The sequence below is a fragment of the Acrocarpospora sp. B8E8 genome, assembly GCF_039871605.1.
Taxonomy (GTDB): Bacteria; Actinomycetota; Actinomycetes; order Streptosporangiales; family Streptosporangiaceae; genus Acrocarpospora; species Acrocarpospora macrocephala.
Genome location: NZ_JBDPLV010000005.1, coordinates 30,437 through 53,548, shown reverse-complemented (window position 1 = coordinate 53,548; position 23,112 = coordinate 30,437). Strand labels below are relative to the sequence as shown.

The 23,112-nt window shown below is 68.3% G+C and carries 14 protein-coding genes; 5 read left to right on the top strand and 9 right to left on the bottom strand.

Annotated features, from left to right (window positions below; genetic code table 11):
* Nucleotides 1–16 precede the first annotated feature (16 nt).
* The gene (locus ABGB08_RS06495; protein ID WP_347587321.1) at nucleotides 17–1,342 is read left to right on the top strand and encodes an O-acetylhomoserine aminocarboxypropyltransferase/cysteine synthase family protein; all 1,326 of its coding nucleotides are present in this window, start codon (nucleotides 17–19) and stop codon (nucleotides 1,340–1,342) included.
* Nucleotides 1,339–1,821, top strand: coding sequence for a CoA-binding protein (locus tag ABGB08_RS06490; protein WP_347587319.1), 483 nt, complete (start codon nucleotides 1,339–1,341; stop codon nucleotides 1,819–1,821). Before ABGB08_RS06495 ends, ABGB08_RS06490 begins: the two co-directional genes overlap by 4 nt.
* Before the next feature lie 85 nt (nucleotides 1,822–1,906).
* On the opposite strand, the gene ABGB08_RS06485 is transcribed toward ABGB08_RS06490, so the two are convergent.
* Nucleotides 1,907–3,160 (bottom strand): hypothetical protein, encoded by a 1,254-nt coding sequence (locus ABGB08_RS06485; RefSeq protein WP_347587317.1) that lies wholly within the window; start codon nucleotides 3,158–3,160, stop codon nucleotides 1,907–1,909.
* A 472-nt stretch (nucleotides 3,161–3,632) separates the two neighbouring features.
* On the opposite strand from ABGB08_RS06485, the gene ABGB08_RS06480 reads away from it, so the two are divergent.
* On the top strand, nucleotides 3,633–4,562 hold the full coding sequence (locus ABGB08_RS06480; protein ID WP_347587315.1) for a hypothetical protein: 930 nt from the start codon (nucleotides 3,633–3,635) through the stop codon (nucleotides 4,560–4,562).
* A gap of 87 nt (nucleotides 4,563–4,649) precedes the next feature.
* On the opposite strand, the gene ABGB08_RS06475 is transcribed toward ABGB08_RS06480, so the two are convergent.
* From ABGB08_RS06475 to ABGB08_RS06465, 3 genes are all read right to left on the bottom strand, one after another.
* Nucleotides 4,650–5,033, bottom strand: a complete 384-nt coding sequence (locus tag ABGB08_RS06475; protein WP_347587313.1) for a hypothetical protein — start codon at nucleotides 5,031–5,033, stop codon at nucleotides 4,650–4,652.
* A 155-nt stretch (nucleotides 5,034–5,188) separates the two neighbouring features.
* A complete protein-coding gene (locus ABGB08_RS06470; RefSeq protein WP_347587311.1) occupies nucleotides 5,189–5,557 on the bottom strand; it encodes a hypothetical protein in 369 nt (122 codons plus the stop codon).
* A 71-nt stretch (nucleotides 5,558–5,628) separates the two neighbouring features.
* Entirely contained in the window at nucleotides 5,629–6,108 is a 480-nt protein-coding gene (locus tag ABGB08_RS06465) for a peptidoglycan-binding domain-containing protein (RefSeq protein WP_347587309.1), read from the bottom strand.
* Between the two features lie 222 nt (nucleotides 6,109–6,330).
* On the opposite strand from ABGB08_RS06465, the gene ABGB08_RS06460 reads away from it, so the two are divergent.
* A complete protein-coding gene (locus tag ABGB08_RS06460; RefSeq protein WP_347587307.1) occupies nucleotides 6,331–10,014 on the top strand; it encodes a hypothetical protein in 3,684 nt (1,227 codons plus the stop codon).
* 126 nt (nucleotides 10,015–10,140) lie between these two features.
* Here the strand turns inward: ABGB08_RS06460 and ABGB08_RS06455 are convergent, their stop codons facing one another.
* The gene (locus ABGB08_RS06455) at nucleotides 10,141–11,031 is read right to left on the bottom strand and encodes a hypothetical protein (RefSeq protein WP_347587305.1); all 891 of its coding nucleotides are present in this window, start codon (nucleotides 11,029–11,031) and stop codon (nucleotides 10,141–10,143) included.
* 81 nt (nucleotides 11,032–11,112) lie between these two features.
* On the opposite strand from ABGB08_RS06455, the gene ABGB08_RS06450 reads away from it, so the two are divergent.
* Entirely contained in the window at nucleotides 11,113–12,072 is a 960-nt protein-coding gene (locus ABGB08_RS06450; protein ID WP_347587303.1) for a helix-turn-helix domain-containing protein, read from the top strand.
* Between the two features lie 94 nt (nucleotides 12,073–12,166).
* Here the strand turns inward: ABGB08_RS06450 and ABGB08_RS06445 are convergent, their stop codons facing one another.
* The 4 genes from ABGB08_RS06445 to ABGB08_RS06430 are packed head-to-tail and all read right to left on the bottom strand — an operon-like array spanning nucleotide 12,167 to nucleotide 23,068.
* Nucleotides 12,167–18,802 (bottom strand): discoidin domain-containing protein, encoded by a 6,636-nt coding sequence (locus tag ABGB08_RS06445; protein WP_347587301.1) that lies wholly within the window; start codon nucleotides 18,800–18,802, stop codon nucleotides 12,167–12,169.
* Complete coding sequence (locus ABGB08_RS06440; protein ID WP_347587299.1) at nucleotides 18,799–21,369, bottom strand: glycoside hydrolase family 2 TIM barrel-domain containing protein; 2,571 nt, start codon at nucleotides 21,367–21,369, stop codon at nucleotides 18,799–18,801. Before ABGB08_RS06440 ends, ABGB08_RS06445 begins: the two co-directional genes overlap by 4 nt.
* Entirely contained in the window at nucleotides 21,366–22,190 is an 825-nt protein-coding gene (locus ABGB08_RS06435; RefSeq protein WP_347587297.1) for a carbohydrate ABC transporter permease, read from the bottom strand. The genes ABGB08_RS06440 and ABGB08_RS06435 overlap by 4 nt, the downstream gene beginning before the upstream one ends.
* On the bottom strand, nucleotides 22,187–23,068 hold the full coding sequence (locus tag ABGB08_RS06430; protein WP_347587295.1) for a sugar ABC transporter permease: 882 nt from the start codon (nucleotides 23,066–23,068) through the stop codon (nucleotides 22,187–22,189). Before ABGB08_RS06430 ends, ABGB08_RS06435 begins: the two co-directional genes overlap by 4 nt.
* Nucleotides 23,069–23,112: the final 44 nt, after the last annotated feature.

Genomic DNA, 23,112 nt, shown 5'->3' with positions numbered 1-23,112 from the left:
CGAGGAAGAGGCTTTGGTGACCGACAAGTTCCCCCGCGCCGAGGAAGCCCGCGCGTTCGGATTCGAGACACGGCAGCTGCATGCCGGACAACGGCCCGACCCGAACACGGGCGCACGTGCGGTGCCGATCTTCCAAACGACCAGCTACGTGTTCGAAGACCCGGAATCGGCGGCGGCGTACTTCAACCTGCAGGAGTACGGGAACACGTACTCGCGCATCATGAACCCGACCGTCGCGGTGTTCGAGGAGCGCGTGGCGAACCTCGAGGGCGGCTGCGGCGCGGTGGCGTTCGCCAGCGGGATCGCCGCGCAGGCGGCCGCGCTCTTCACGCTGCTGCAGCCGGGCGACCACGTCGTCTCGTCCTCGGCGCTGTACGGCGGGACGGTGAACCAGCTCAAGCACCTGTTGCGCAAGATGAGCGTCGAGCTGACGTGGGTCGATCCCGACGATCCGGACGCGTGGCGGCAGGCGGTCCGCCCGAACACGAAGGCCTTCTTCGGCGAGACGATCGGCAACCCTGCCGGGAACGTGCTGGACATCGAGACTGTGGCAGCCATCGCGCACGAGTACGAGCTGCCGCTGATCGTGGACAACACGTTCGCGACGCCGTACCTGTGCCGCCCGATCGAATGGGGCGCCGACATTGTGATCCACTCGGCGACCAAGTTCATCGGCGGCCACGGCACGAGCATCGGCGGGGTCGTCGTCGAGGCCGGCACGTTCAACTGGTCCAACGGGCGGTTCCCCGTGGTCGCGGATCCGTCGCCGGCCTACCACGGGCTGCAGTTCCACGAGACGTTCGGGACCTACGGCTATCTGATGAAGCTGCGTGCCGAGACCCTGCGCGATCTCGGCGCGGCGCTCGCGCCGCTCAACGCGTTCTTGTTCCTGCAAGGGCTCGAGACGCTGTCGCTGCGGATGGAACGCCACGTCGAGAACGCCCGGGCGGTCGCGGCGTTCCTCGAGTCGCACGAGCTGGCGTCGAATGTCACCTACCCCGGCCTGCCGACGAGCGGGTACCGGCCACTCGTGGAGAAGTACCTGCCGCGTGGCGCCGGCGCGGTGTTCTCATTCGATTGCGCCGGTGGCCGAGACGGCGGGCAGGATCTCATCCGCGGCGTGACACTCTGGTCCCATCTGGCGAACGTCGGCGACGCGAAGAGCCTGATCATCCACCCCGCCAGCACGACGCACCGCCAGCTGAACGACGACGAACTCCGGGCCGCCGGCATCGCACCAGGGACGGTACGGCTGTCGGTCGGCACCGAGTCCGTCGATGATCTGATCTGGGACCTGGAGCAGGGTTTCGCACACGTGGGGAAAGAGGTGGCGAGCGGATGACCGATCTCGGGCACTACCAGGACCCGTTGACGATCCAACGCGTGCTCCACAGCGCGAGGACCATCGCGATCGTGGGCCTGTCCAACAACGAGTTGCGAGCCAGTTACTTCGTCGGCTACTACCTCAAGCGGCACGGCTACCGCGTGATCCCCGTGAATCCCCGCGAGACACAGATCCTCGGAGAGACGTGCTACCCGAGCCTGCTGGACGTACCCGTGCCGCTAGACATCGTGAACGTCTTCCGCGCGCCGGACGCGCTGCCGGGGATCGCGCGCGAGACTGTGGCGATCCACGCCGGTGCCCTCTGGTGCCAGTTCGGCGTGATCAACGAGGAGGGCGCGCAAATCGCAGCGGACGGCGGCGCGACGGTCATCATGGACCGCTGCCTCAAGGTCGAACACGCCCGCTACGTGGGCCGGATGCACTGGCTCGGCTTCAACACCCAGCGCATCACGTCCGTCCGCGCCGGGCTCCAGTAGCTGACACCGCGTCGACCGGTTCTTCCGTCGTCTGTCCGACACGCTCGACCTCGATGGCCCGGCTGCCGCGCATCGAGAGGAGACGTCAGGAGATGGTGAGCGTGCCGTTCGCGTTTCGGGCGCACGTGACGATCGTGCGGGGTGCGGCGGTGAGGGTGCCGGTCAGGCACTGGCCGAGGACGGTGTGGCCCGCGGCGTTGGGGTGCCACGATTCCTGGCAGGTCTGGAAGTAGGTGACGCAGGTGTTCGCCAGGCGCTGGATGCCGATCTTTTCCCAGCCGGACAGGCTGGTGATGAACGTGCCGGACGGCCCGTCCTGCACCCGGACCGGCGTGGCGAGTACGCCTGTCGGGCTGCCGGGGTTCTCGCAGAGCCGGGCCCCGTCGAAGGCCTTCTGGACGTCCAGCACGCGCAGGTCGGTCGTCGGACGCTCGGCCGCCAGCGTGGTGTAGGCGTTCTTGACCAGGGAGCCGAGGTTCTGGGAGAACATGTGCCCGGGGGCGAGGCTCGCGCGGTGGATCGGGCAGCCGGCGGCGTACCGCTCGGCTCCGAGGGCGCGGAACTTGTCTCGGGTGTCGGTACGGCCGTCCTCGTCCCGGTACTGCGGGGCGACGTCGAGCGGCAGCGGGTTGGTGTAGGTCTGCAGGACTACAAGGTGGACGCCGTCGGCGTCGATTTGGGTGAGGGTGTCGAGGATCTGGCGTAGGGCGGCGGTGGTCTCGGTGGCGGCGGCGGCGACCTCGGCGTCGGTGGCCAGGTCCGAGACGGTGCAGGGCTCCTGCGGCACCTCGCCGTTCAGGTAGGCCCAGAACTCCCACCAGCCCGTCCAGGCGTCGGCGATGAAGCGGTTGGCGCACAACGTGGCCACGTCGCCGAAGGTGAACTGGGTGTTGTTGGAGCCGAGGCCGATGAGGACGACGTCGATGTCGTGGGTCTGGGCGACGGAGCGTAGCTGGTCGAGTTGCGAGGCGACGGAGCGGCCCGTGGCGCGGGCGCTGGAGGGGTTGGCGATGTCGGCGGGCTGGCCGCCGGAGCACGCGAGGTTGAAGCGGTCCTGGATGCCGGGGAGCGACGCCTTGAATAACGAGGCGTTCGCCGACCGGTGGCAGAAATAGGCGTTACTGTTGGCCGCCGACCAGCCGGGGAAGGCCTGCGCCGTCCCGGAGGCGTCGACGACGGGCTGGTAGTCCCCTGCGCCCTCCCCGCTGATGAAGCTGTCACCGAGCGCGACGGCGGCGGTAGGCAGGGCCGCCTGCGCCGCTCCGCCCTGGACGACTTGGATGCCAACCGCGCCCAGCAGAAGCGCGGCCATCGCGGCCGCACGGCGGAGAACCCTCACAACTCCTCATTTCCTACTAAACAAGTATGAAATAACGAATGCCTGGATCACAACATGCCGCGCCGATGGCGTCAAGATCTCCACGAGGCCCAGCCGCTTCACCTAAGAGATCGCGTATCGCGCTGATCGTCAAGCATGCGTTTGCTCGCTCCGACCGAGCGTTCGGCGACCGGGTCGGCCAAAACCAGGTCTGGGACTACGTCTTGGCTGCTGGAGCCTGTGGAGATGCGGCGCTTGAAGACGACCGGCTTCGCACTGTCAGGGTGGTCTATCGTCACGAAGTCCGCCGCAAAGCAAACTCAGGACTTACTCGCCTAGTTCATTCACGGAATTTCACGCCGGTCTTGACAAGCCACACCACATCCAGATGACAACCCGGTTATTACCAGGTGAAGCCTGATCACAGCACCTTCCCGACGTCGGGAGTCGCGATTAGCGTTCCGCCGGAACCCCCCAGCCGCAGGAGGAAGCCATGGCACGACGCTGGATCGCGGGACTGGTCACAACGGCGTTATTGTTATCCGCGACACCGATGCCCGCACATGCTGCGGCGAGTGATGCGGACCTCGCCTATCGGTGGGCACCGATCCACTATCAGGACAGCGCATCCTCCAAGTACATCGCCGATTATCTGGCGTCCGTCGATTACGACGGCGACTGGAACACGCGCAACAACTGGGACAACCTTGACGCGAACGCCGCACGCCTGGTGGGCACGGTCTACTACTCGGTGGTCGAGACCGGCACGCACTGGTTCATCGCCTACGGCTACTTCCATGCCCGGGACTGGAAGCTGCTCGGTTCGCACGAGAACGACATGGAAGGCCTGCTGCTCACCGTGTACAAGGATGGCAGCGCATACGGCACGCTCCAGGCCATGGTCACCCTGTCCCACGACAACTTCTACTCCTACACGCCGGCGGGCAGCCCGTTCACCAACGGACGCGAGAACATCGACGCCACGCTGATCACGCAGCCCTGGGACGGCGAGCAGCATCCGACGAGCTTCCAGGAGACCAAGGGACACGGCTGCAAGGCATGGAACGGCGGCGGCTTCCCCGGAGGCGACGGCATCGTCTACTTCCCCAGCCGCGGCGCCGGTGAGGTGCCCTCCGGCGGCAACGACCGGTCGGTCGCCTACCAGCTGGTCGACATCTTCGGCGCCAGCGGGCTATGGGAGCGTCGCAACGACCCGCAGCCGTACGCCTCCTGGGGGGCCTTCGCCGGCGACAACGGCACGGACAACGCCGCGCACGCGCCGTGGGCCTGGGACGACTTCAACGACGGCAGCGACCTGCAGCCCGGCGTCATCGCCACGGATCCCGCCTACCTGACCGCGATGTACTTCGGCAACCTGGGCGCCTTCAGCCTCGACTACACCCGCAATACTTATCGGCAGTGAGTCTGGTGTTTGCCGATTGCCCGGCTTCGCGAGCACCTCGCGAAGCCGGACGCGCCCAAGGTGCGCCGTCGTCGGCCATGCAACCTCTCACCGCGGGCCGGATCGGCTCACCCGGACGATCAGTCCTATCTGGATGACGAGTATCACCAGGGCGACCAGTCCCGATGTTGCGAGCACTTCTTCCTCCGAAAGCCCGCCACCACATTCCGTTATATTGCCACCCTCATATAAGAGGACGCAGTCGTGTCCTAGAATCATGCCAACGATGAACCAGTTGGCGAGCAGAAGGGGAACGGCGCCCAGGACAAGAGCCAGCGTGATGTAATTCCTGCCGCCTGCCGGGTCCGTCTTCGCCGGAGCATGTTCGATATCCGATTCGCGACTCACCCGATCACTTAAGCATCGGCAGGTGATTACGACAAGGTCGGTACTGTCGGCGGATCGAGTCCACGCGCCGAGCGCGACCGTCAACCGGTGCGCCATCTTGTGTAGCGCCGCGCCCGATCCGGCCCTGGCGCCGATCGGTTTCGATGGCGGCCAGGGCCGGCTTTGTGCGGGTGGGGCCGCTGCGTTGGAGGGCCGGGGCCGTACTCAAGCCCCGGCTATCTCAAACGGGCGCGTTGGTGTCAGGTGTAATTGCGGATGCGGACATAACCGGGGACGCCGCTGTAGTTGGCGGCGGATAGGACGTAGGTCTCGCCGTAGAGGCCGTAGATGGTGACCCAGCGGCCTTGGCCGTTGCCGCTGTAGACGATTGCGTTGTTATGGCCGGGGTCCTTGTCTCGGACGACGAGGATGTGGCCGGCGGCGCCGTACACCTGGACCCAGTGCTGGGAGTTGTGGGCCTCTACGCCGTCGGCGGGGGTGGTGCATGTGGTGGAGCCGGCGCCGAGGTAGCAGGTGTCCTCGTCGTACGCTTCGGCGTGTGCGTGCCCTGGCAGGAGAAGGGTGAGGGCTGCTACGGCGATTGCTGACTTGAATAGCGTTCTGGCCATTCGCATGGAAGCTCCTGGTGATGTGAGGAATTTGCTTTCTTAATGAGCCCGCCGGTTTCCGGGAAGGCTGATCAGGGTGAGACGATGGCGGGATAGGGGACGGTGGCCGGCATGATGCAGTAGCCCTCGACGCTGGGGTGGTGCATTCGGGAGCGGGTCTGCGGGCCGGCGTAGCCGTCCACCTGGACGGCCGGGTCATTCAGATGCCGCTGCACGGCTTTTATGGCGGCGTAGGTCTGCGGGCCATACTCGCCGTCCACGGTGAGGTGGTTCGTCACGTGCGGGGTTCCCTGGTCCCAGCGGTTCGGGCCGTAGCAGACGTTGATGTTGTGTTGGAGCTGGCTGATCGCCTCGCGCTGGCCGGTGGTGCCGTGCTCGTTGATCCGCATGTCGCAGTTGGTCGAGTTGTCGTTGTAGGTCGGATAGACAATGACCGTTTCGGCGTCGTAGCCGCCCTGCACCAGGCTGACCGAATTGCAGTAAACCCAGGCGGCGGCGGGCGAGCTGATCGCTAATGCCCCTGCCAGCGCCAACAACAGCGTGACCAGCACGCTGATGCCCCGTTTTCTCGATTTTCGCATTGTTACCTTCCGTTGGCCGCGAATACCTGACCCCGCGCGGCAATCGCCCCGGTCCCCCGTTGGATCGCCCCCGCGATAAAGGCCAGTCAAGGAGACCCATTGCGTGGCTGACCAGGGTTGTCGAAAATGTCCGCACAAGGTCGCACGGGTCGTTCACGCTGCCTTTCAAGGCGGAGAACACTGGGGGCAGCGGTGGCAGACGCGTTGGACCAGGACAGGCAACGTCCGGATCCCGATCGGGTCGTCACCCGGGAGGATTTGGCTCGTGAACTGACATTGCTGCGCAACTCGGCCAGGAAAACCATCCGGGAGCTCGGGAAGGCCGTCGGCGTGCCGTACGGGACGCTCGGAGGGTGGTTCCGGGGGGCCAATCTGCCGCTCGCTTCGCAGGCGTCCCAGTTCGAGAAGGTCCTTGTCACCTGTGGGGTGACGGATGAAGAGGGCCTCGACCGCTGGGTGCAGGCGCTGCTGCGGGTACGGCGGCTGCCGGGTCGCCGGCCAGCCGATCAGGTGGCGCCCTATCGCGGACTGGAATCCTTCCAGCCGGAGCACGCCGAGTGGTTCTTCGGGCGGGATGATCTCACCCGGCGCCTGCTGGACCGGGTGGACGCCGGACTGACCATGGTGGTGGGCCCTTCGGGATCCGGGAAGTCGTCGGTGCTGCGCGCGGGGTTGATCGCGGCGCTGCCGGAATGGGTGCTGGTGACTCCCGGGGCGTACCCGCTTCAGGCGTTATCCGGCCTGACGGGCGAACCAGGGCTGACGGTGATTGTCGATCAGTTCGAGGAGATCTTCACCGGCACGACGGAGGACGCCCATGAGTTCGTCGACGCGCTGTGCGGGCTCGCGGAGACGGTGCCGGTGGTGGTGGGGATGCGGGCGGATTTCTACGCGCATGCCCTGCGGTATCCGAAACTCGCGGAGGCTTTGCAGCACAACCAGATCGTCGTCGGACCCATGGGCGAGGCCGAGCTGCGGCAGGCCATCGAGGGGCCGGCCCGCCGCGCACGGCTCGACGTGGACGGCGGCCTGGTCGAACTGATCATCCGGGAGATCTCTCCGCACGAGGCGGGCGCGCTTCCGCTGCTCTCTCACACCCTCCTGTGTACGTGGGAGAACTCCCTCGGCCGGACGATGACCGTCGATCACTACCGGGCCAGCGGAGGCCTGCAAGGAGCGGTGGCGCACACCGCCGAGTCGGTCTACTCCGAACTCACCGAGGCCCAGCGGGACCTGGCCAGGCGGCTCTTCCTGCGGCTGACCCACATCGGGACGGACACCGCCGACACCCGCCGCAGGGTCGAGCGGAGTGAGCTGGCCGACGAGGTCGGGCCCGTGCTCGACCGGTTCGTCGAGCGGCGGCTGCTCACCGTGGACGCCACGACGGTGCAGATCAGTCACGAGGCGCTCCTGCTCGCCTGGCCCCGGCTGCGTTCCTGGATCGACGCGGACCGGGTCGGGTTGCGCGTCCACCGGCAGCTCACTCAGGCGGCGCAATCCTGGCAGGCGGGCGAGCGCGATCCGGGTGGCCTCTATCGAGGGGGGCGGCTGGAGGCGGCGCGCGAATGGGCCAGGGAACCGGCTCACCACGCCGAGCTCAACCCGCTGGAGCTGGAGTTCCTGGACACGAGCGCACAGCAGCACCGCCAGCGTAACCGCCGCCTCTACCGGCTGCTGGCGGCGTTCGCGGCGCTGGCGGTCCTGGCCGGAGGGCTGGCCGCCTACTCGCAACTGCAGCGGGCGGAGGCCGACCGGGCGCGCGATGTCGCGATCTCCCGGAACGTCGCGATGACGGCCAGCCGGCTGCGCGACACCGATCCCGCGCTGGCGGCCCAGCTCGCCCTGGCCGCCTATCGGATCTCGCCGACCATCGAGGCCCGTTCCGGGATCATGGAGCTCACCAGCTCGATCGAGGTCACCCGGGTGGTCCGCCCCACGCGCGTGCTGCAGGCCGTGGCCGTGGCCCCGTCCGGACGGCTGATGGCCGCCGCCGGTGCCGCCGAGGCCGACAGCACCGTCCTGCTGTGGGACCTGACGAATCCGCGGCGTCCGGTCAGGATCGGCGCGCCGATGATCGGGCATTCGAGTGCCGTCTACGCCGTGGCCTTCAGCCCCGACGGGCGCGTCCTCGCCACCGGCGGCGAGGACCGATCCGTACGCCTCTGGGATCTTTCCGACCCCGCCCACCCGGCACCGCTGGGCACGCCGCTGACCGGCCCCGCCGAGACCGTGTACGCGCTGGACTTCAGCCCCGACGGGCGGACGCTCGCCATCGGCAGCGGGGAGGGGGCGCTCCACCTGTGGGACCTGCGCACCACCACGATGCGGGGCCCGTTCACCGGCCCGGACGGAGCGGTGAACGCGCTCGCGTTCCGCCCGGACGGGCAGGTGCTCGCGGCGGGCAACGGCACGGAGACCGCCGGATCGCTGCAACTGTGGGACGTCGGCGATCCGGCTCGGACCCGCCCCGCCGGGGCCGCCCTGGCCCTCCCGAGCCGGGTCAACGCCGTCGCGTACCACTCCACACTGGTCGCCGTGGGCGGCAACGACGGCGCCGTCCGGCTGTGGGACACCACGGACCCGGCCGAGCCCCAGCCCGTCGGCAAGCCGCTGGTCGCCACGGTCAGCGTATGGATCAACGTGCTCGGCTTCAGCTCCGACGGCCGTCTGCTCGGCGTGGGCAGCGCGGACAACACGGCCCGGATCTGGGACGTGGCCACGGCCCAGGTGGTGACCTCGCTGCCGCATCCGGAGCCCGTCACGGCCGTCGCGTTCCGCGACCGCTTCGTGGCGACCAACGGCGCGGACGGCGTCGCCCGGCTGTGGCACGTCCCCGAGCCGGTGATCGCCCGTACGGATCATCCGATCGACAACGTCGTCTTCCGCCGAGGGGAGCACGTCCTGGCCGCCGCGGGCGGGGACATCCGGCTGTGGAACGTCCGCGACCGCCGCCCCACTCCGGTCAGCCCGGCCCTCACCGCCCCCGCGCCCTACGACCGCATCGGCGGCACGGTGGCCGTGAGCCCCGACGGGCGCACGCTGGCAGGCGGGACGCGGCTGGGCAACGCCGTGGTGCTGTGGGACATCGGCGACCCGCGCGATCCCGTCCCCCGCGGTTCCCTGACCGGCCCTGCGGCCCTCGTCGAGAGCGTCACATTCAGCCCCGACGGGAGGCTCTTGGCGGCCGGAAGCCGGGATGGTTCCGTACATATCTGGGATGCCCGTACGACACAGCCGATCGGCGAAGTGAGTCCCGAAGCGGGCAACGTCTTCGTCGTGGCGTTCAGCCCCGATGGCCGTACCCTCGCCGCCGCCACACAAGGCGGCACCGTGGCCTTCTGGGACGTCGCGGACCCGCTTCGCCCGGCGTCGCTCGGCAAGCTCGTCACGTCGCCTGGGGACGACGTGCGCTCCCTGGCCTTCAACCAGCGGGGAACCGTCCTCGCCACAGGAAACGCGTCCGGGACGGTCCGGCTGTGGGACATGACCGAACCCCGCGAACCGCGTCTCCTGGGCGAGCCCCTGACCGGACCCGGCGGGAGAATCTTCGCCCTCGCCTTCGATCCCACGAACACGACCCTCGCGGTGGGGACCGGGGCCGGGCAGCTCTGGCTGTGGAACGTCGCCGATCCCGAGAGCCCGGAGACCGACGTCATCATCAACAGCGCCGGGGAGAGCTACACGGAATTGGCCTTCAGCTTCGACGGGACCGTCCTCGCCAGCGCGGGTCGGGACGTACGGCTGTGGGACGTGGATCCGGCACGCGTCTCAGCACGGATCTGCGCCGAAACGGGCGATCTGATCACGGACGCCGAGTGGCGGCAACATGTCCGCGGCGTCCCATTCCGACCGCCCTGCGCATCAGGGCGTGCGTAATCAGCGGTACTGGCGGTGGACCGTTCAAGAGTGACGGTCTCGATGACGCCGACGGCAGGCCGAGCAGACGCATCCTTCAGGCCCGCTACCACTACTGAGCACGTCACCGGCGGGCGATCTGAGGCTTCAGTAGCCGGGTGGGATCAGTTCGGTTCGTAGTTCGTGGCTTTCGTCGGGTAGTCGTGCCTCGTAGTAGATCCGGTAGCCGTCGGTGGGGAGTGGGAGGATGTCGAGGTAGCGGACGTCCACGACCGGGGAGTCGTCGAGCTGGACCAGCAGTGGTGTGGTGCCGTTGCCAGTGGCTGGAGTGGCCAGGCCGGTGCGCTCGAACCAGTTCTCCTCTCGGGAGGCTCGGCCGTCGTAGCAGGCGCGGCCGTCGGGCAGGATGCTGGACAGGCGTGCGCCGCGCGCGTCCCAGGTGCCGGGGCGACCGGTCAGGACCGTGCCGTGCCACTCCCATGTCAGCCCGTCGTCGCTCGTGGCGTACGCCGTGCTCATACGGTCTTCCTCGCCTGGCTTGTCCAGCGGGTGGCAGCAGATCCACGCCTGCCAGCGTCGGCCGTCGTACCGGATCACCGGATCTTTGACCGCGGTTGTACGCTCGTCGCCCTCGAACACCCGGCGCACCTCCGCGTGGGCCAGTTCTTCCGGCTCGGACGCCTCGAGAACGCCGATCCACCAGTGCAGGCTGTCGGGGGTCGCGCAGCTGACGTAGAGCCGCCAACGGCCGGAGTCGGTGCGTACCAGAGCAGGACGCTCGACCATCGCGGCGCCGAGGCGGTCCCTGGTCACCACGCCGATCGTGGCGAGTCGCTCCCCGTCGGCGGAGCGCGCGATGACGTTGTAGTCCCCGTCGATACCGCTGCGGACGCGGTACGCCAGGACGATGGACCCGTCCACGTCGAGGGCAGCGCTCGGTGCGCCCGCCCACTGGTGGGGCCCCGGACCGGGTGCTGGGACGACGACTGCCGCGCGGCCGGTTCCAGGGAGGGGGAAATCGTACTTGTCCGCTGCCACGATCTGAGCTTGGCGGGTCGGGGCATCGACCAGTAGTGGCAGGGCTGCCAGGGTGCGGGAACTTTCTGCCACAATCGCGGTGTGATACGCGACGTGGTCGCCCTGGTCGGCGACAGCGCCGCACCATTCGAGCTGGGTGTGGTGTGTCAGGTGTTCGGGCTCGATCGGTCCGACGACCGGCTGCCGGTGTACGACTTCGCGGTGTGCGCGCCGAGGCCGGGAGCCGTGGAGACCACAGCGGGGTTCGCGATCCAGGTCGACCACGGGCTGGATCGGATGGCGTCCGCCGACCTGGTGACCATTCCGGCCTGGCCGGACCTGGACCGGTCAGTGCCGTCCACGGTCGTCGAGGCGCTGCGAAGCGCCGTCGCTCGCGGCGCCCAGGTGCTCTCCGTGTGCACCGGCGCGTTCCCCCTGGCCGTGGCGGGCCTGCTGGACGGTCGGCGAGCCGCGACCCACTGGCAGTTCGCCAACCGGCTGGCCGAGCGGTATCCCGAGATCAGGGTCGACCGCGACGTCCTGTACGTCGAGGACGGTCCGATCCTCACCAGCGCCGGAGCCGCGGCCGGAATCGACGCCTGCCTCCATGTGGTGCGCCGCGAGCACGGCGCCGCCACAGCCAACGCACTGGCCCGCCGCATGGTCGTTCCGGCTCATCGGTCCGGCGGGCAGGCACAGTTCATCGAACTGCCCGTCCCCGCGGCCGCCACCGGCTACGAGTTGTCCGGCCTGATCGACTGGATGCGGGCACACTTGGACCGTCCGTTGACCGTGGAGATGCTGGCCGCCCGGGCGCTCACATCGCCGCGAACATTCGCCAGGCGGTTCAAGGCGGCCACCGGCACCACGCCGCTCCGCTGGCTCCTCGACCAGCGGCTGCAGCGTGCCGAGGAACTCCTGGAAAGTACGGACCTGCCCATGGAGGCGGTGGCCACGCGAGCCGGCTTCGGCAGCGCCGACGCCCTGCGCCACCACTTCACCGCGCGCCGCGGCGTGACCCCCGGGACACATCGACGCACCTTCCGATCCGAACAGAACTAGCCTCGGACTTTCGTCTGGCCGCTACTGCGCAGTTGACAGCCAAAAGGGACACCTCCCGCAAGGAAGGTGCCCCCTTATTTGTCTCTGGTCGGATCTAGACGGGCGTGCCGCCGTTCTGCACGATCAGTGCGTTGGCGTCACGCAGGAACGTCGCCTTGACGACCGGATTCAAGACGATCTTCGGGTCGTTGACGGCTTCGATGAAGCGCGTCAGCTTCTTGACGATCTTCTTCTTGTCCCGCTCGCGCTCCTTGTCCTCCGACACCATGACCTTGGAGATCTTGTCCTCGAGCTTCGTGGCGCCGGTGGCGCTGAGCTCGCCGGCGGTCTTGAAGCGGTCGATCAGGACGGAGATCTCGTCGGTCGAGGTGACCGTCGTGAACTTCACCGGCTGCTCGAGCCGGCCGCCGGACTGGGTCTCGATGGTGACGTTGAGTGTGTGCTCGCCCAGGGGCAGCCGGTAGAGCGGCTGGACCGAACCGGACGTGAACGGCTGGCCGTCCAGGGTGCCGGTCACCGTCTTGACGCCGGTGCCCACGACCTCCCAGCTGATGGTGAGGTCCTGGCTGTCGCCGTACTCGGTGCCGTCCGTGACGCCGGAGACCAGGATGGTGGTCGCGGTGTCGGGGAGGGCGCCGTAGACCTTCATCTCGTAGATCGAGTAGCCCCACTGGCCGGACTTCTCCACGCCCTGCATCCGGATGTACCGGGTGTCGGCGTTCAGGTCGATGAGGTCCGTCCCGCCGTTGCTGGCGGTTTCGAGGAACTTGTCGGTCCAGGTCTGGCCGTCGGGAGAGGTCTGCACCTTGTATCCCTTGGCGTAGGAGTCCTCCCAGTCGATGGCGACCTGGTAGACGGTGTACGTTTCGCCCAGGTCCACCTGGAGCCAGTTGGCGGCCGACTCGCTCGCGCTCCAGCGGGTGGTGTTGTCGCCGTCGAAGGCGGCGGCGGCCGTCTGCTGGGCGTTGGACGCCGACGACGCGGTGGCCGTCTTGCCGAGGGCGATGTTCGGCGCGGGCTGGCCGTAGACCTCCATCTCGTAGAGCGAGTAGCCCCATTGGCCGGACTTCTCCACGCCCTGCATCCGCACGTGGCGGCCCAGCGCGTTCACCGGGATCTTCTCGGTGCCGCCACTGGAGTTGGCCTGGGTGAAGGCGTCCTTCCAGGTGGTGCCGTCGATCGACACCTGGAGCTTGTAGCGCTTGGCGTAGGAGGCCTCCCACCGCAGGTCGACCTCGGTGAGGGCGTAGATGCCGCCCAGGTCGACCTGGAGCCAGTTGTCGGCGCTCTCGCCGGCGCTCCAGCGGGAGGCCGGGTCGCCGTCGAACGCCTTGGCGGCTGCCTGGTCGGCGTTGGACTGCGAGGAGGCGGTCGCGGGCTTGTTCAGAGCCAGGTTGACGCGGCTCGTGTCGCGAAGGGTCAGGTCGAGCGTGACCGTCTGGTCCTTCTTCAGGGGAAGGACGCGGGCGATGGTGCCGAGCGGCGAGTTTCCGATCTGGATGCCGCTGCCGGTGATCCGCTCGATGCCGTCGCGCTGGATCAGCGTAAGGTTCTGGTCGATGTCGGACGTCAAGGTGACCTTCACCTTGTGGGTGTCCATGTCCCAGTCGAGGTCGTCGATGGTGAACCGGCTCTTGCCCAGCATGCCGGAGATGGAGCCCTTCTTCAGGCCCTTGGGCAGCGCGGGAAGCAGCTCCAGCGTGCCGGGGTCGGTCGTGGCCAGCATCTCCATCATGATCGTCGGCACGGAGTTGACGACGTCGGTGGCGAACACGCCCTTGTTGTTGTAGTGCGACGTCGACAGGCTGCTGTAGTAATAATCGTCCCTGGCGAAGCGCATCAGCTTCGCGTTGACGGAGTCGGCGTTGTTCAGGTTGGCGGCGATCAGCGCACCGTGCAGCAGGCCGTGGCCGGCGTTCTCGTAGCTGCCGCCGTCCTTCTTCTGCAGGAACACCGTGGCCGCGTCGTACAGCGGCTTGTTCTTCTCCGGCGTGACCTCGCCGTACGGCCAGACGGGCATCAGCCCGCTGGAGTGCCGGTGCTGGTAGGCGTTCTTGTTCGCCAGGTCGGGCCAGGCCCACTCGGCCAGCGCGCCGTCGTTGTTGATCAGGTACGGCGGCAGGTTGTCGAGCTTCTCCTGCCAGAGCGCGATCTTGTCCTGGTCCTTGCCGAGCGCCTTGCTCGTCTCGATCAGCGTCGACAGCGCGAACCGGGCGCCGGCGATGTCGTACACCGAGTTGACGGACAGCGGCACGCCGCCGGCCGGACGGTTCTCCGGCGAGATGGACCCGGCGAAGACGTACTTGCCGTTGGCGTCCTTCTCGACGAGGAAGTCCTCGTAGAAGTCTCCCATGTCGCGGATCAGCGGGTAGTACTGCTGCTCCAGGAACGTCTTGTCGCCCGTGATCTGGTAGTGCTCCCAGAACGGGTAGAGCAGCCACGACTCGCCGCCCGTGACGTACTGGTACGGGTAGTCGAAGTTGATGTTGGAGATGAGGCCTTCGCCGTTGGGCGTGTTGCCGCCCGTCAGCATGCCGCGCGTGCCGAGCAGCTTCTGGGCGTTGGTCCGGAAGTCCTGCTGCCACGCCTTGTTGATCCACCAGTAGCCGGCCATGACCTCGGGCAGGTTGCCGATGTTGCCGCCGGAGATCTGCAGGTTGAGGTTGGCGTCCAGGTGGTAGTAGCCGTCCCAGCCGACGTTGCTGTCACCGGTCCAGTTGCCGAGCAGGTCGGGCGGGGCCGTCGGGCTGCTCGAACCGATCAGGTGGTAGCGGCCCGAGTTGAACATGCGCTCGAACAGCGCCAGATTCGGCGTGGTCGCGGTCTTCTGCTGGGCGAGCAGTTCCTCGTTGGACTTCGAGCGATCCTCGGGGCTGGCCCCGAAGTCGACGGAGACCCGGTTGAACATCTCGCTGTGCTTGGTCACGTGCCGGTTCAGGAGCGTCGGGTAGTCGCCGGAGAGCGCCGCCAGCTTCGCCTGCAGGAGCTGCTTGTTCCAGTCCTGCTCGGCGGGCACTCCCCCCGCGTAGGTGCCGTCGTAGCGCTGGGTCAGGGACAGCAGCGTCACGTAGGTCGCGCCGGTGACCTGCACGTCGGTGCCGGACATCGTCTTGACGCCGTCCGTGACGATCCGCGTGACGCCCTCGTACCCGGCGTTGTAGCTGCCGTTCGGGTACTTCACCCGCAGGTTGAGGTAGTCGGTGGTGGAGTTGTTGACGGCCGTCAAGCCCTTGTTGAGAAGGTTCATGCCGGAGTCGATGGACAGGCCGAGCTTGACGTCGAGCTTCTGCCCGGCCGGGGCCGGCAGGTGCTGGACGGTGACGCCGTCGGTCTGCGACACGAAGGCGTCGCGCTTCCAGTCGCCCTTGTCGTCGGTCCAGTTCACCGAGACGACGCCGGCCGAGTAGTCGGTCGAGCGGACGTAGTTGGTGACCTCACCGGCGGCCGGCATCTGGAGGGTCATCTTGAAGCCCGGGTGCTTGCTGCCCTCGCCGCCACCCTGGTATCCCTGCACGTCGGCGGCGAGCTGGTTGGCCTCCTGGTACTTGCCGGCGATCAGCAGGTCCCGGATCCTCTTGATGTTCTCCTGGCTGACGGTGTTGAACGTCCGGTGGGGGCGGTTCTCCGACCGCGCCATGAAGAAGTCCCGGTCGTTGAAGACGACCGTCTCGTCACGCGGGTTGCCGAAGACGATGACGCCCTGCTTTCCGTCACCGGCGAGCAGGCCCTCCTCCCAGTCGTTGTAGGTGGTCGGGTAGGTGGTGGACAGCGCCTTCGTCGCCGGGTTGCCGGGCGTCGTGAAGGTCTTCGTCAGGCCCTGGCTCTCGTTGCCGTTGGCGTCGAGCGCCGTCACCTTCACGGTGTAGGTCCGGCCGGTGGCCAGTCCCGTCACGGCGTAGGTGCGCGCGTCCGCTGCCAGCGTGTCCTTCAGCGCCTGGCCGAGGTAGACCTGGTAACCGGTGACCGCCTGGTTGTCGGTCGCGGCGGGCCAGGTGACCTTCGCCCCCGTAGCCGTCACCTCGCTCACCTGGATCTGCGCCGTCGCCGGCCAGGTCGGAGCGGTGTCGGCCGGTTTGACCTTGCCATACACCTCGAACTCCCAGAGCGACAGGCCCCACTGGGTCGCCGCCTTGGTGCCCTGCATGCGGACGTAGCGTCCCTCCGCCGGCGGGTCGAGGACAATTTCGTCGATGTGATCGCCGGTCGGCGTGGAGTCGTTGTGGGAGTGGACGTCGGTCCAGGCGCTCCCGTCCGCCGACGTCTGGATCTTGTACGTCGAGGAGTAGGCGGCCTCCCAGTTGAGCACGACCTTGTCCAGGACGTAGGTCTTGCCCAGGTCGACCTGGATCCACTGGGTGTCGCCGCCGTTCGAGCCCCAGCGCGTGGCGGTGTTGCCGTCGAACGCGCGGAACGCCGAGCGGTCGTTCTGCGGCTGGCTGTTGGTCTCGCCGCTGCCGTCGTTGGACTGCGACGACGCCGTGTACGCCGACGGCGGCAGGTTCAGCGCGACATTGACCGGGACCTCCGGCTGCACCGGGGTGCCGTAGATCTCGAACTCGTACAGCGAGTAGCCGTACTGCGTCTGCGGGAGGACGCCCTGCATGCGGACGTAGCGGGCGACCTTGCGGATCTGCACCGTCTCGACGCCGCCACCGCCGGTCGTGGTGGAGAAGACGTCGTCCCACTGCTGGCCGTCGCCCGAGATCTGGATCTTGTACGCCTTGCCGTAGGCCGCTTCCCACGACAGGACGGCCTTGGACACGTCGTACTCGTCCCCGAGGTCGACGTGGATCCAGGCGTTCGGGTCGTTGCTGTGGTCGCTGGACCAGCGCGAGGAGCCGTTGCCGTCGATCGCGTTCTTGGCGAGCAGGTTGCCGTCCTCGTAGGAGGCCAGGGCCTTCGCGTCGGGGTTCAGCGACAGGTTGACCGGCACGTCGGTCGGCGGGGCCGGGGGCTCCGGCACGGTCTGGCCCGCCGGGGGCCACAGCGTGACGGAGTTGGCGCCGTTCTTCGCCTCGGCGAAGGGTCCGGCCATCCCGCTGAACGGCTTGCCGAAGAAGTCGGTGGTGACGTCGGCGGCGATGCTCTCGTTAGCGAGGGGGATGATCCCGACCCTGGCCTTCGTCACCGGCGTCAGGCCGCTGATGCCGGCGGCGTCGAGGGTGAAGTCGAGCTTCACCTCGCGGTTGGTCGCGGCGACCTGGACGCCGGACAGCACGCCGGTGGAGTTGCCCTCCTTGACGTGCGTCTTGCCGGTCGCGTCGTTCGGCAGAGTCGAGCCCTGGACCAGGTTGTTGTACCAGAAGAACTTCTGGACCGAGGTGGGCGCGGTCGTCTCGTTCATCGTGCCCGGCTGGAAGTAGTAGGCGTCCCGGCCGCCGCCGTCCACGGCGAAGCGGCCGTTGTCGATGAACATGTTGTTGGCGTACACGACGCCGGTGGCGTCCAGCATGCGGATGTCGCTGTTGCCGATGAAGACGTTGTTGTCCACGAGGATCGGGCCGTGGATGGCCTCCGCGTAGTAGCCCCACGGGCTATTCATGACGATGTTTCCGGTGACGCGGACGTTCTGGTTGCCCCAGTCCGTCCAGATGCCAGCAGAGTTGCCGCCCTTGGAGTTCTTGAGGTAGTTGCCCTTAATGAGCCCCTCGTTCATGTAGTGAACCTTGATCGGGGCCGTCTCCGCGCCGCTGAACTCGCCGCGGTAGTTCGTGTCCTCGATGAGGTTGTACAGAATGTCGGAGTTCCAGGAGAAGACGCCCGCGATGCCGGACTGGCCGGACTTCGCGATGTAATTGTTGCGGACGATGTGCGATCCGTACTTGTTGGTGTCGCGGAAGTTCGTCCGGGTCTCGCCGGGCCGGTTGCCGGCCCATTCGTCACAGCCGAGGCCGATGTCGATGGCGATCGTGCGCGCGTTGATGACGATGTTGTTCTCGATGATCCACTTCAGGCCGCCGTTGACGCTGATGGCGCCCGCCTGCCGCCGGGAGGGGCTGCTCGGGAAGTCGGAGTAGGTGCCGGCCGCGTGCTTGACGGTGAAACCGTGGACGGTGATGTAGCCCAGGCCCCACACGTCCGGCGCGAACACCTGGCGGCGCACGTTGATCTCCGCCAGCTTGGCGTTCGGGTCGGCGCCGTCGAAGTTGGCGTAGATGGTGGTGGTGCCGCCGGACACCTCGGTGAACCAGGTGCCGGCCGCGGACTGCACGTTGGCCAGCGAGGCCTTCTCGTAGTAGGCCTGCTCGTTCAGGTAGACGTCACCTGCGGTGTAGCCAGGGAAGACGCCGTCTCCGCCGCCTTGCGGCTGGCCGGTGGCGTACGGGTTGTAGGTGCCGAAGAAGCTGGCCGGCAGCGTGACCTTCCACACGTCACCGCTGTGCTGGACCCAGGTGTCGATCTCCTCCGAGCCCTTGATGACCACCTCGCCGTCGCCGGCGTTGGTGTAGGTGATGCGCTGCGTCTCGTCGGCGCCGCCGCGCGCCGGCTTGACCGTCTCGCGATACAGCCCGGCGTGGACGACCACCGTGTCGCCGGGCTGCGCTTCCTGCGCCGCGTGGTTGATCGTCAGGTACGGCTCGGCCGCCGTACCGGCATTGGTGTCTTTTCCGGTTTTGGCCACGTGGATCTGGCGCCCGTCTTGGGCCGCCGCCATCGACGGCGCTGCCGTCGTCGTGACCATGAGGGCGCTTAATATCGCGCCGAGCGCGATCCTGAGGCGGTGTTTCATGGGGTTCCTTCGTTGCGATTCCCTGTGGAGCCCGTGACCTCGCCGAAGGACCGGACCGACATGTCAAGCAGCGTGCTGGGGAGAGCGGCGGCGCGGATCGCGCCGCCGTCTCGACGGGTGATTCGAAAAACCTCTCTCTCGCCCGGCAGGAGCGTGACGAGAGCGCCGTCCACGGCGAGCCGGGACGGCTCCAGGTCGAGCGGCGCGGCCAGCCGGTCGGCGGCCACGCACACATCGCGCAGCAGTGTCACGGCGGTAACCGTGACGTGCAGCTCGCCGTCGACGACGGTGACGTCGACGGCGCGGTCGGGCTGCGGGGCGGTCAGCTCCCGCTCCGGTCGGTAGATCCAGGTGGTCCGCACTCCCCCGGCGTCGACGACGAGCATCTCCGCCCGCGGGTCGGCGGGGTGCCCGACCTCGGGATCGACGGGCAGCCGGACGAGGCCACCGGCCGGGCAGCCGGCCCGCACGCGGGTTCGCGCGTGCTCGTGGCCGTCCAGCCCGACCCGCCGGATGAGGACGTCGGGATGCCAGGGGGCGTCGGAGTCGTTCACGAGCACGAGCTCCAGGCCCGCGTCGCCGGTGGGGTCGTGGGTCGGCCCGGGGCTGACCGGCTGGACCGTGACCAGCCGGGGGGCGAACGAGTGGCGGAGGGCGTGCCAGAGGGGCTTCTCGATGCCCGTGCTGTCGACGGCCGACCAGCTGATCACCGGCCAGCAGTCGTTGAGCTGCCAGACGACGACCCCGCCGCAGCGCTCGCGGGAGCGCAGCCACTCGACGCCGGCCGAGACGGCGCGAGCCTGGACCACCTGGGTCGCGAAGTGCCAGTCGGCCTCGCTGCGGGGGATGGGCACGTGCGGTTGGAGGCCGCGGGTCAGCTTGTGCACGCCGTCGATCGCGCGCAGGTGGTGGCGCGTCTGCGGCGAGTCGGGTCCGGGTGTCTCGCCCTCGACGACGCGCCCGAGCGTGGTCCACGCGGGGGGACCGCACCAGCCCATCTCCGCGACGAACGCCGGGTCGTGGTAGCGGTAGTGAGCGTAGTCGCGCTCGTTCCAGGCGTCCCACAGGTGGCTCAGGCCGTGCGTGTCGATCACCGGATCGCGGTCGACGGTGCCAGACCAGGGCGAGTTGGGCACGTAGGGCCGGGTCGGATCGAGGCGGGCCAGGACACCGGGCAGCACGTCGAGGTAGTAGCGCGCGCCCCACCCGCGGACTCCGACCTGGTCGGCCCACCCCCAGTGGTGCCAGCCGAGGACGGTCTCGTTGCCGCCGCACCAGAGCACCAGGCTCGGGTGGGCCGACATCCGCGCGACAGCCTGCTCCGCCTCGACGGTCACCAGCTCGACCATCTCGTCGTCCTCGCTGTAAGCGGCACATGCGAAGAGGAAATCGTGCCATACCAGGACACCGCGCTCATCACAGGCGTCGAGGAACTCTTCTGTCACAAAGTGACCGCCGCCCCAGACCCGCAGGAGGTTGGCGTTCCCGGCGATGGCCTGGTCGATCCGGTGCGCCACCCGTTCGGGCGTGGCGCGGCTGGCGAAGGTGTCGTCGGGGATCCAGTTGTAGCCACGCACCCGTACGGGCCGGCCGTTCACGACGAGCGTCCAGCGGCTTCCGAGCCGGTCCGGGGTCTCGTCGACCGCGACGCTGCGCAGGCCCACCCGTACGGCGGTGGAGTCGAGCACCACGCCGAGGTGCTCGAGCTCCACCCGGAGGCGGTACAGCGGCTGCGCGCCGAGACCGACCGGCCACCACAGGTCGGGGTCGTCGACCCGCAGAACGATAACCGCCTCGTCGCCGGCCACCGTGCCGACGGCCGACCCGGACCGCCGACCGGCCGGGTCGGTCAGCTCGACGCGCACGTCCGAGCCCGCCGGCGCGTCCACGCGCACGTGTGCCGTCACATAGGCCACGCCGTGATCGAGCCGGACGAGCGGCCGCACGTGGTCGATCCGGCCGGCGTAGGTCTCCAGCCGGATGTCACGCCAGATGCCGGCGGTGACGTAGTGCGGTCCCCAGTCCCAGCCGAAGTTGGCCGCGGCCTTGCGCACGTGCGGGTAGGGCTCGTCGTACGGGCTCGGCAGCGGGCCGTGCGCGCGTTCGTGCTCGCGGGCGGCGTCCCAGGCCGAGGCGAAGCGCACCTCGACGAGGTTGTCGCCCGGCAGCAGGACGTCGTCCACCCGCCACCGGTACGCCAGGTGCTGGTCCCGCGCGGCTCCGACCAGCTGGCCGTTGACGTAGACATCGGCGATCGTGTCGAGTCCTTCGGCCACTAAGTCGGTGCGGGCCCCGGGCGCCAGCGACCACTGGACGTGGCGGCGGTAGACCCAGTGGGAGTGGCCGACCCACCGCTGCGCCAGCTCGCCCCACCCGACGTCGGGATCGGCGAGGAGACCGGCCGCGAGCAGCGCCGTGTGCACCTCGCCGGGCACCTGGGCGGGGATGGCCGCCGTACGGACGGCATCGGGGACGTCGTCCGGACCCGCCGACCAGATCAGCTCCCACTCGCCACCGAGGTCGAGCCGGGTGGCGGCGGCGGTGTTTACCTGCGTGATCTGCGTCATCCCTTGACTGCTCCTGCGGTGAGTGCTTCCTGCATACGACGGTTCATGATCGAATAAGCGACGTACACCGGCAGGACCGCGAGCACGGTGCCGGCGGCGAGAACGCCGAGGTTGGTCGCGTCGGCGACGATCGTCGGCAGCGCGACCTGGACCGTCCGCACGTCCGGCGCGGTCCCGGTGATGGTCAGCGAGAAGAGGTATTCGTTCCAGAAGGTGAGCAGCTGGAGGATCGTCACGCTGACCACGCCCGGCCTCGCGATGGGCACGAAGACGCGGGTCAGCAGCCGCCAGTGCCCGGCGCCGTCCAGCGCGGCCGACTCCACCAGGGCCGGCGGCACGGTCCGCATGAACTGCGTGAGGAGGAGCACGGACAGCGGCAGCGCGCTCGCGGGCAGGAACAGCATCTGGAACTCGCGCGTGCCGAAGAGCCCCAGCTCGATCGCCAGCACGACCGTGGGGATCAGCGCGGCGAACGGCGGGATGAGGAAGCCCGCGGAGAACGTGCCCGTGATCATGCGGGCGAGCCGGTTGTTCGTCCGGGCCAGCGCGTACGCCGCCGGCACCGCCAGGCACAACGTGAGCACGATGGCCACGCCCGAGATGAGTACGGAGTTGAGCAAGGCGCGCCCCAGATCGGCGGTCCGCCAGGCGGTGCCGAAGTTCTCCCACAGCCACTGCGCCGGCAGCGCGAACGGCCGTGTAAAGATCTCGATGTTGGACTTCAGCGCGCTGACCACGAGGTAGTAGAGCGGTGCCGCCAGCACCAGCGCGTACGACCAGGACAGGACCGTCGCCAGCAGGCCGCCCTTGCGCTCTCTCATCGGGAGTCCTCCTCAGGGCTGCGCAGCAGCGCGCGGATGAGGAGCATCCCGGCGATGCCGAGGAGGAGCAGCACGACGCCGACCACCTGGCTGTAACCGAGATCCCGCTGGGAGAAGGCCTTCGCGTAGACCAGGTAGGACAGCGTGGTCGACGAGGTGCCAGGGCCGCCCTTGGTGAGCAGGAGGATCAGGGCGGCCGAGGTGAACAGCGTCCAGAGGAACTGCAGCATCGCCAGCGTGCGGACGTAGTCCTTGACCATCGGGAAGGCGACCTGCCACATGGTGCGCAGCCGTCCGGCGCCGTCGATCTGGGCCGCCTCGATCACCTCGGCGGGCAGGCTCGCCAGGCGGGCGGCGAACAGCACCGCCGTCCAGCCGACGCCGCGCCACAGGTCGACGGCGATGAGGGTCGCCAGCGCGGTGCTCGGGTCGGCGAGCCAAGCGGTGGCCCAGGAGTCGAGGCCGATGCCGCGCAGCAGGCCGTTGACGCCGCCGTTCGGGGACAGCACCCCGTAGAAGATCATCCCGGTCATGGAGATCGAGATGAGGCCCGGCGAGAAGTAGAGCACCGACAGGACGCGGTAGCCGCGCGGCTTGGTGTTGAGGTGGTAGCCGAGCATGAAGGCCAGCGGGATCATCACCGGGATCGCGACGGCGACCTGGATCGCGCTGTTGCGCACCGCGGCGTGGAAGGTCGGGTCGGCGAAGACGCGTCCGATGTTCTCCAGGCCGATGTACGTGGGCTCGTACAGCAGCCCCTTCCACCGCAAGGTGGCGATGACGAACATGGCGGCGAGGGGGCCGACCGAGAAGACGGCGAACCACACAAGGGACGGGACGGTCAGCCAGAGGACCCGGGGCGACTTGGTCGATGGCATTCGTGCGCTTTCTTTCGGGCCGGGTGGGGCCGCCAGGCCTGGCG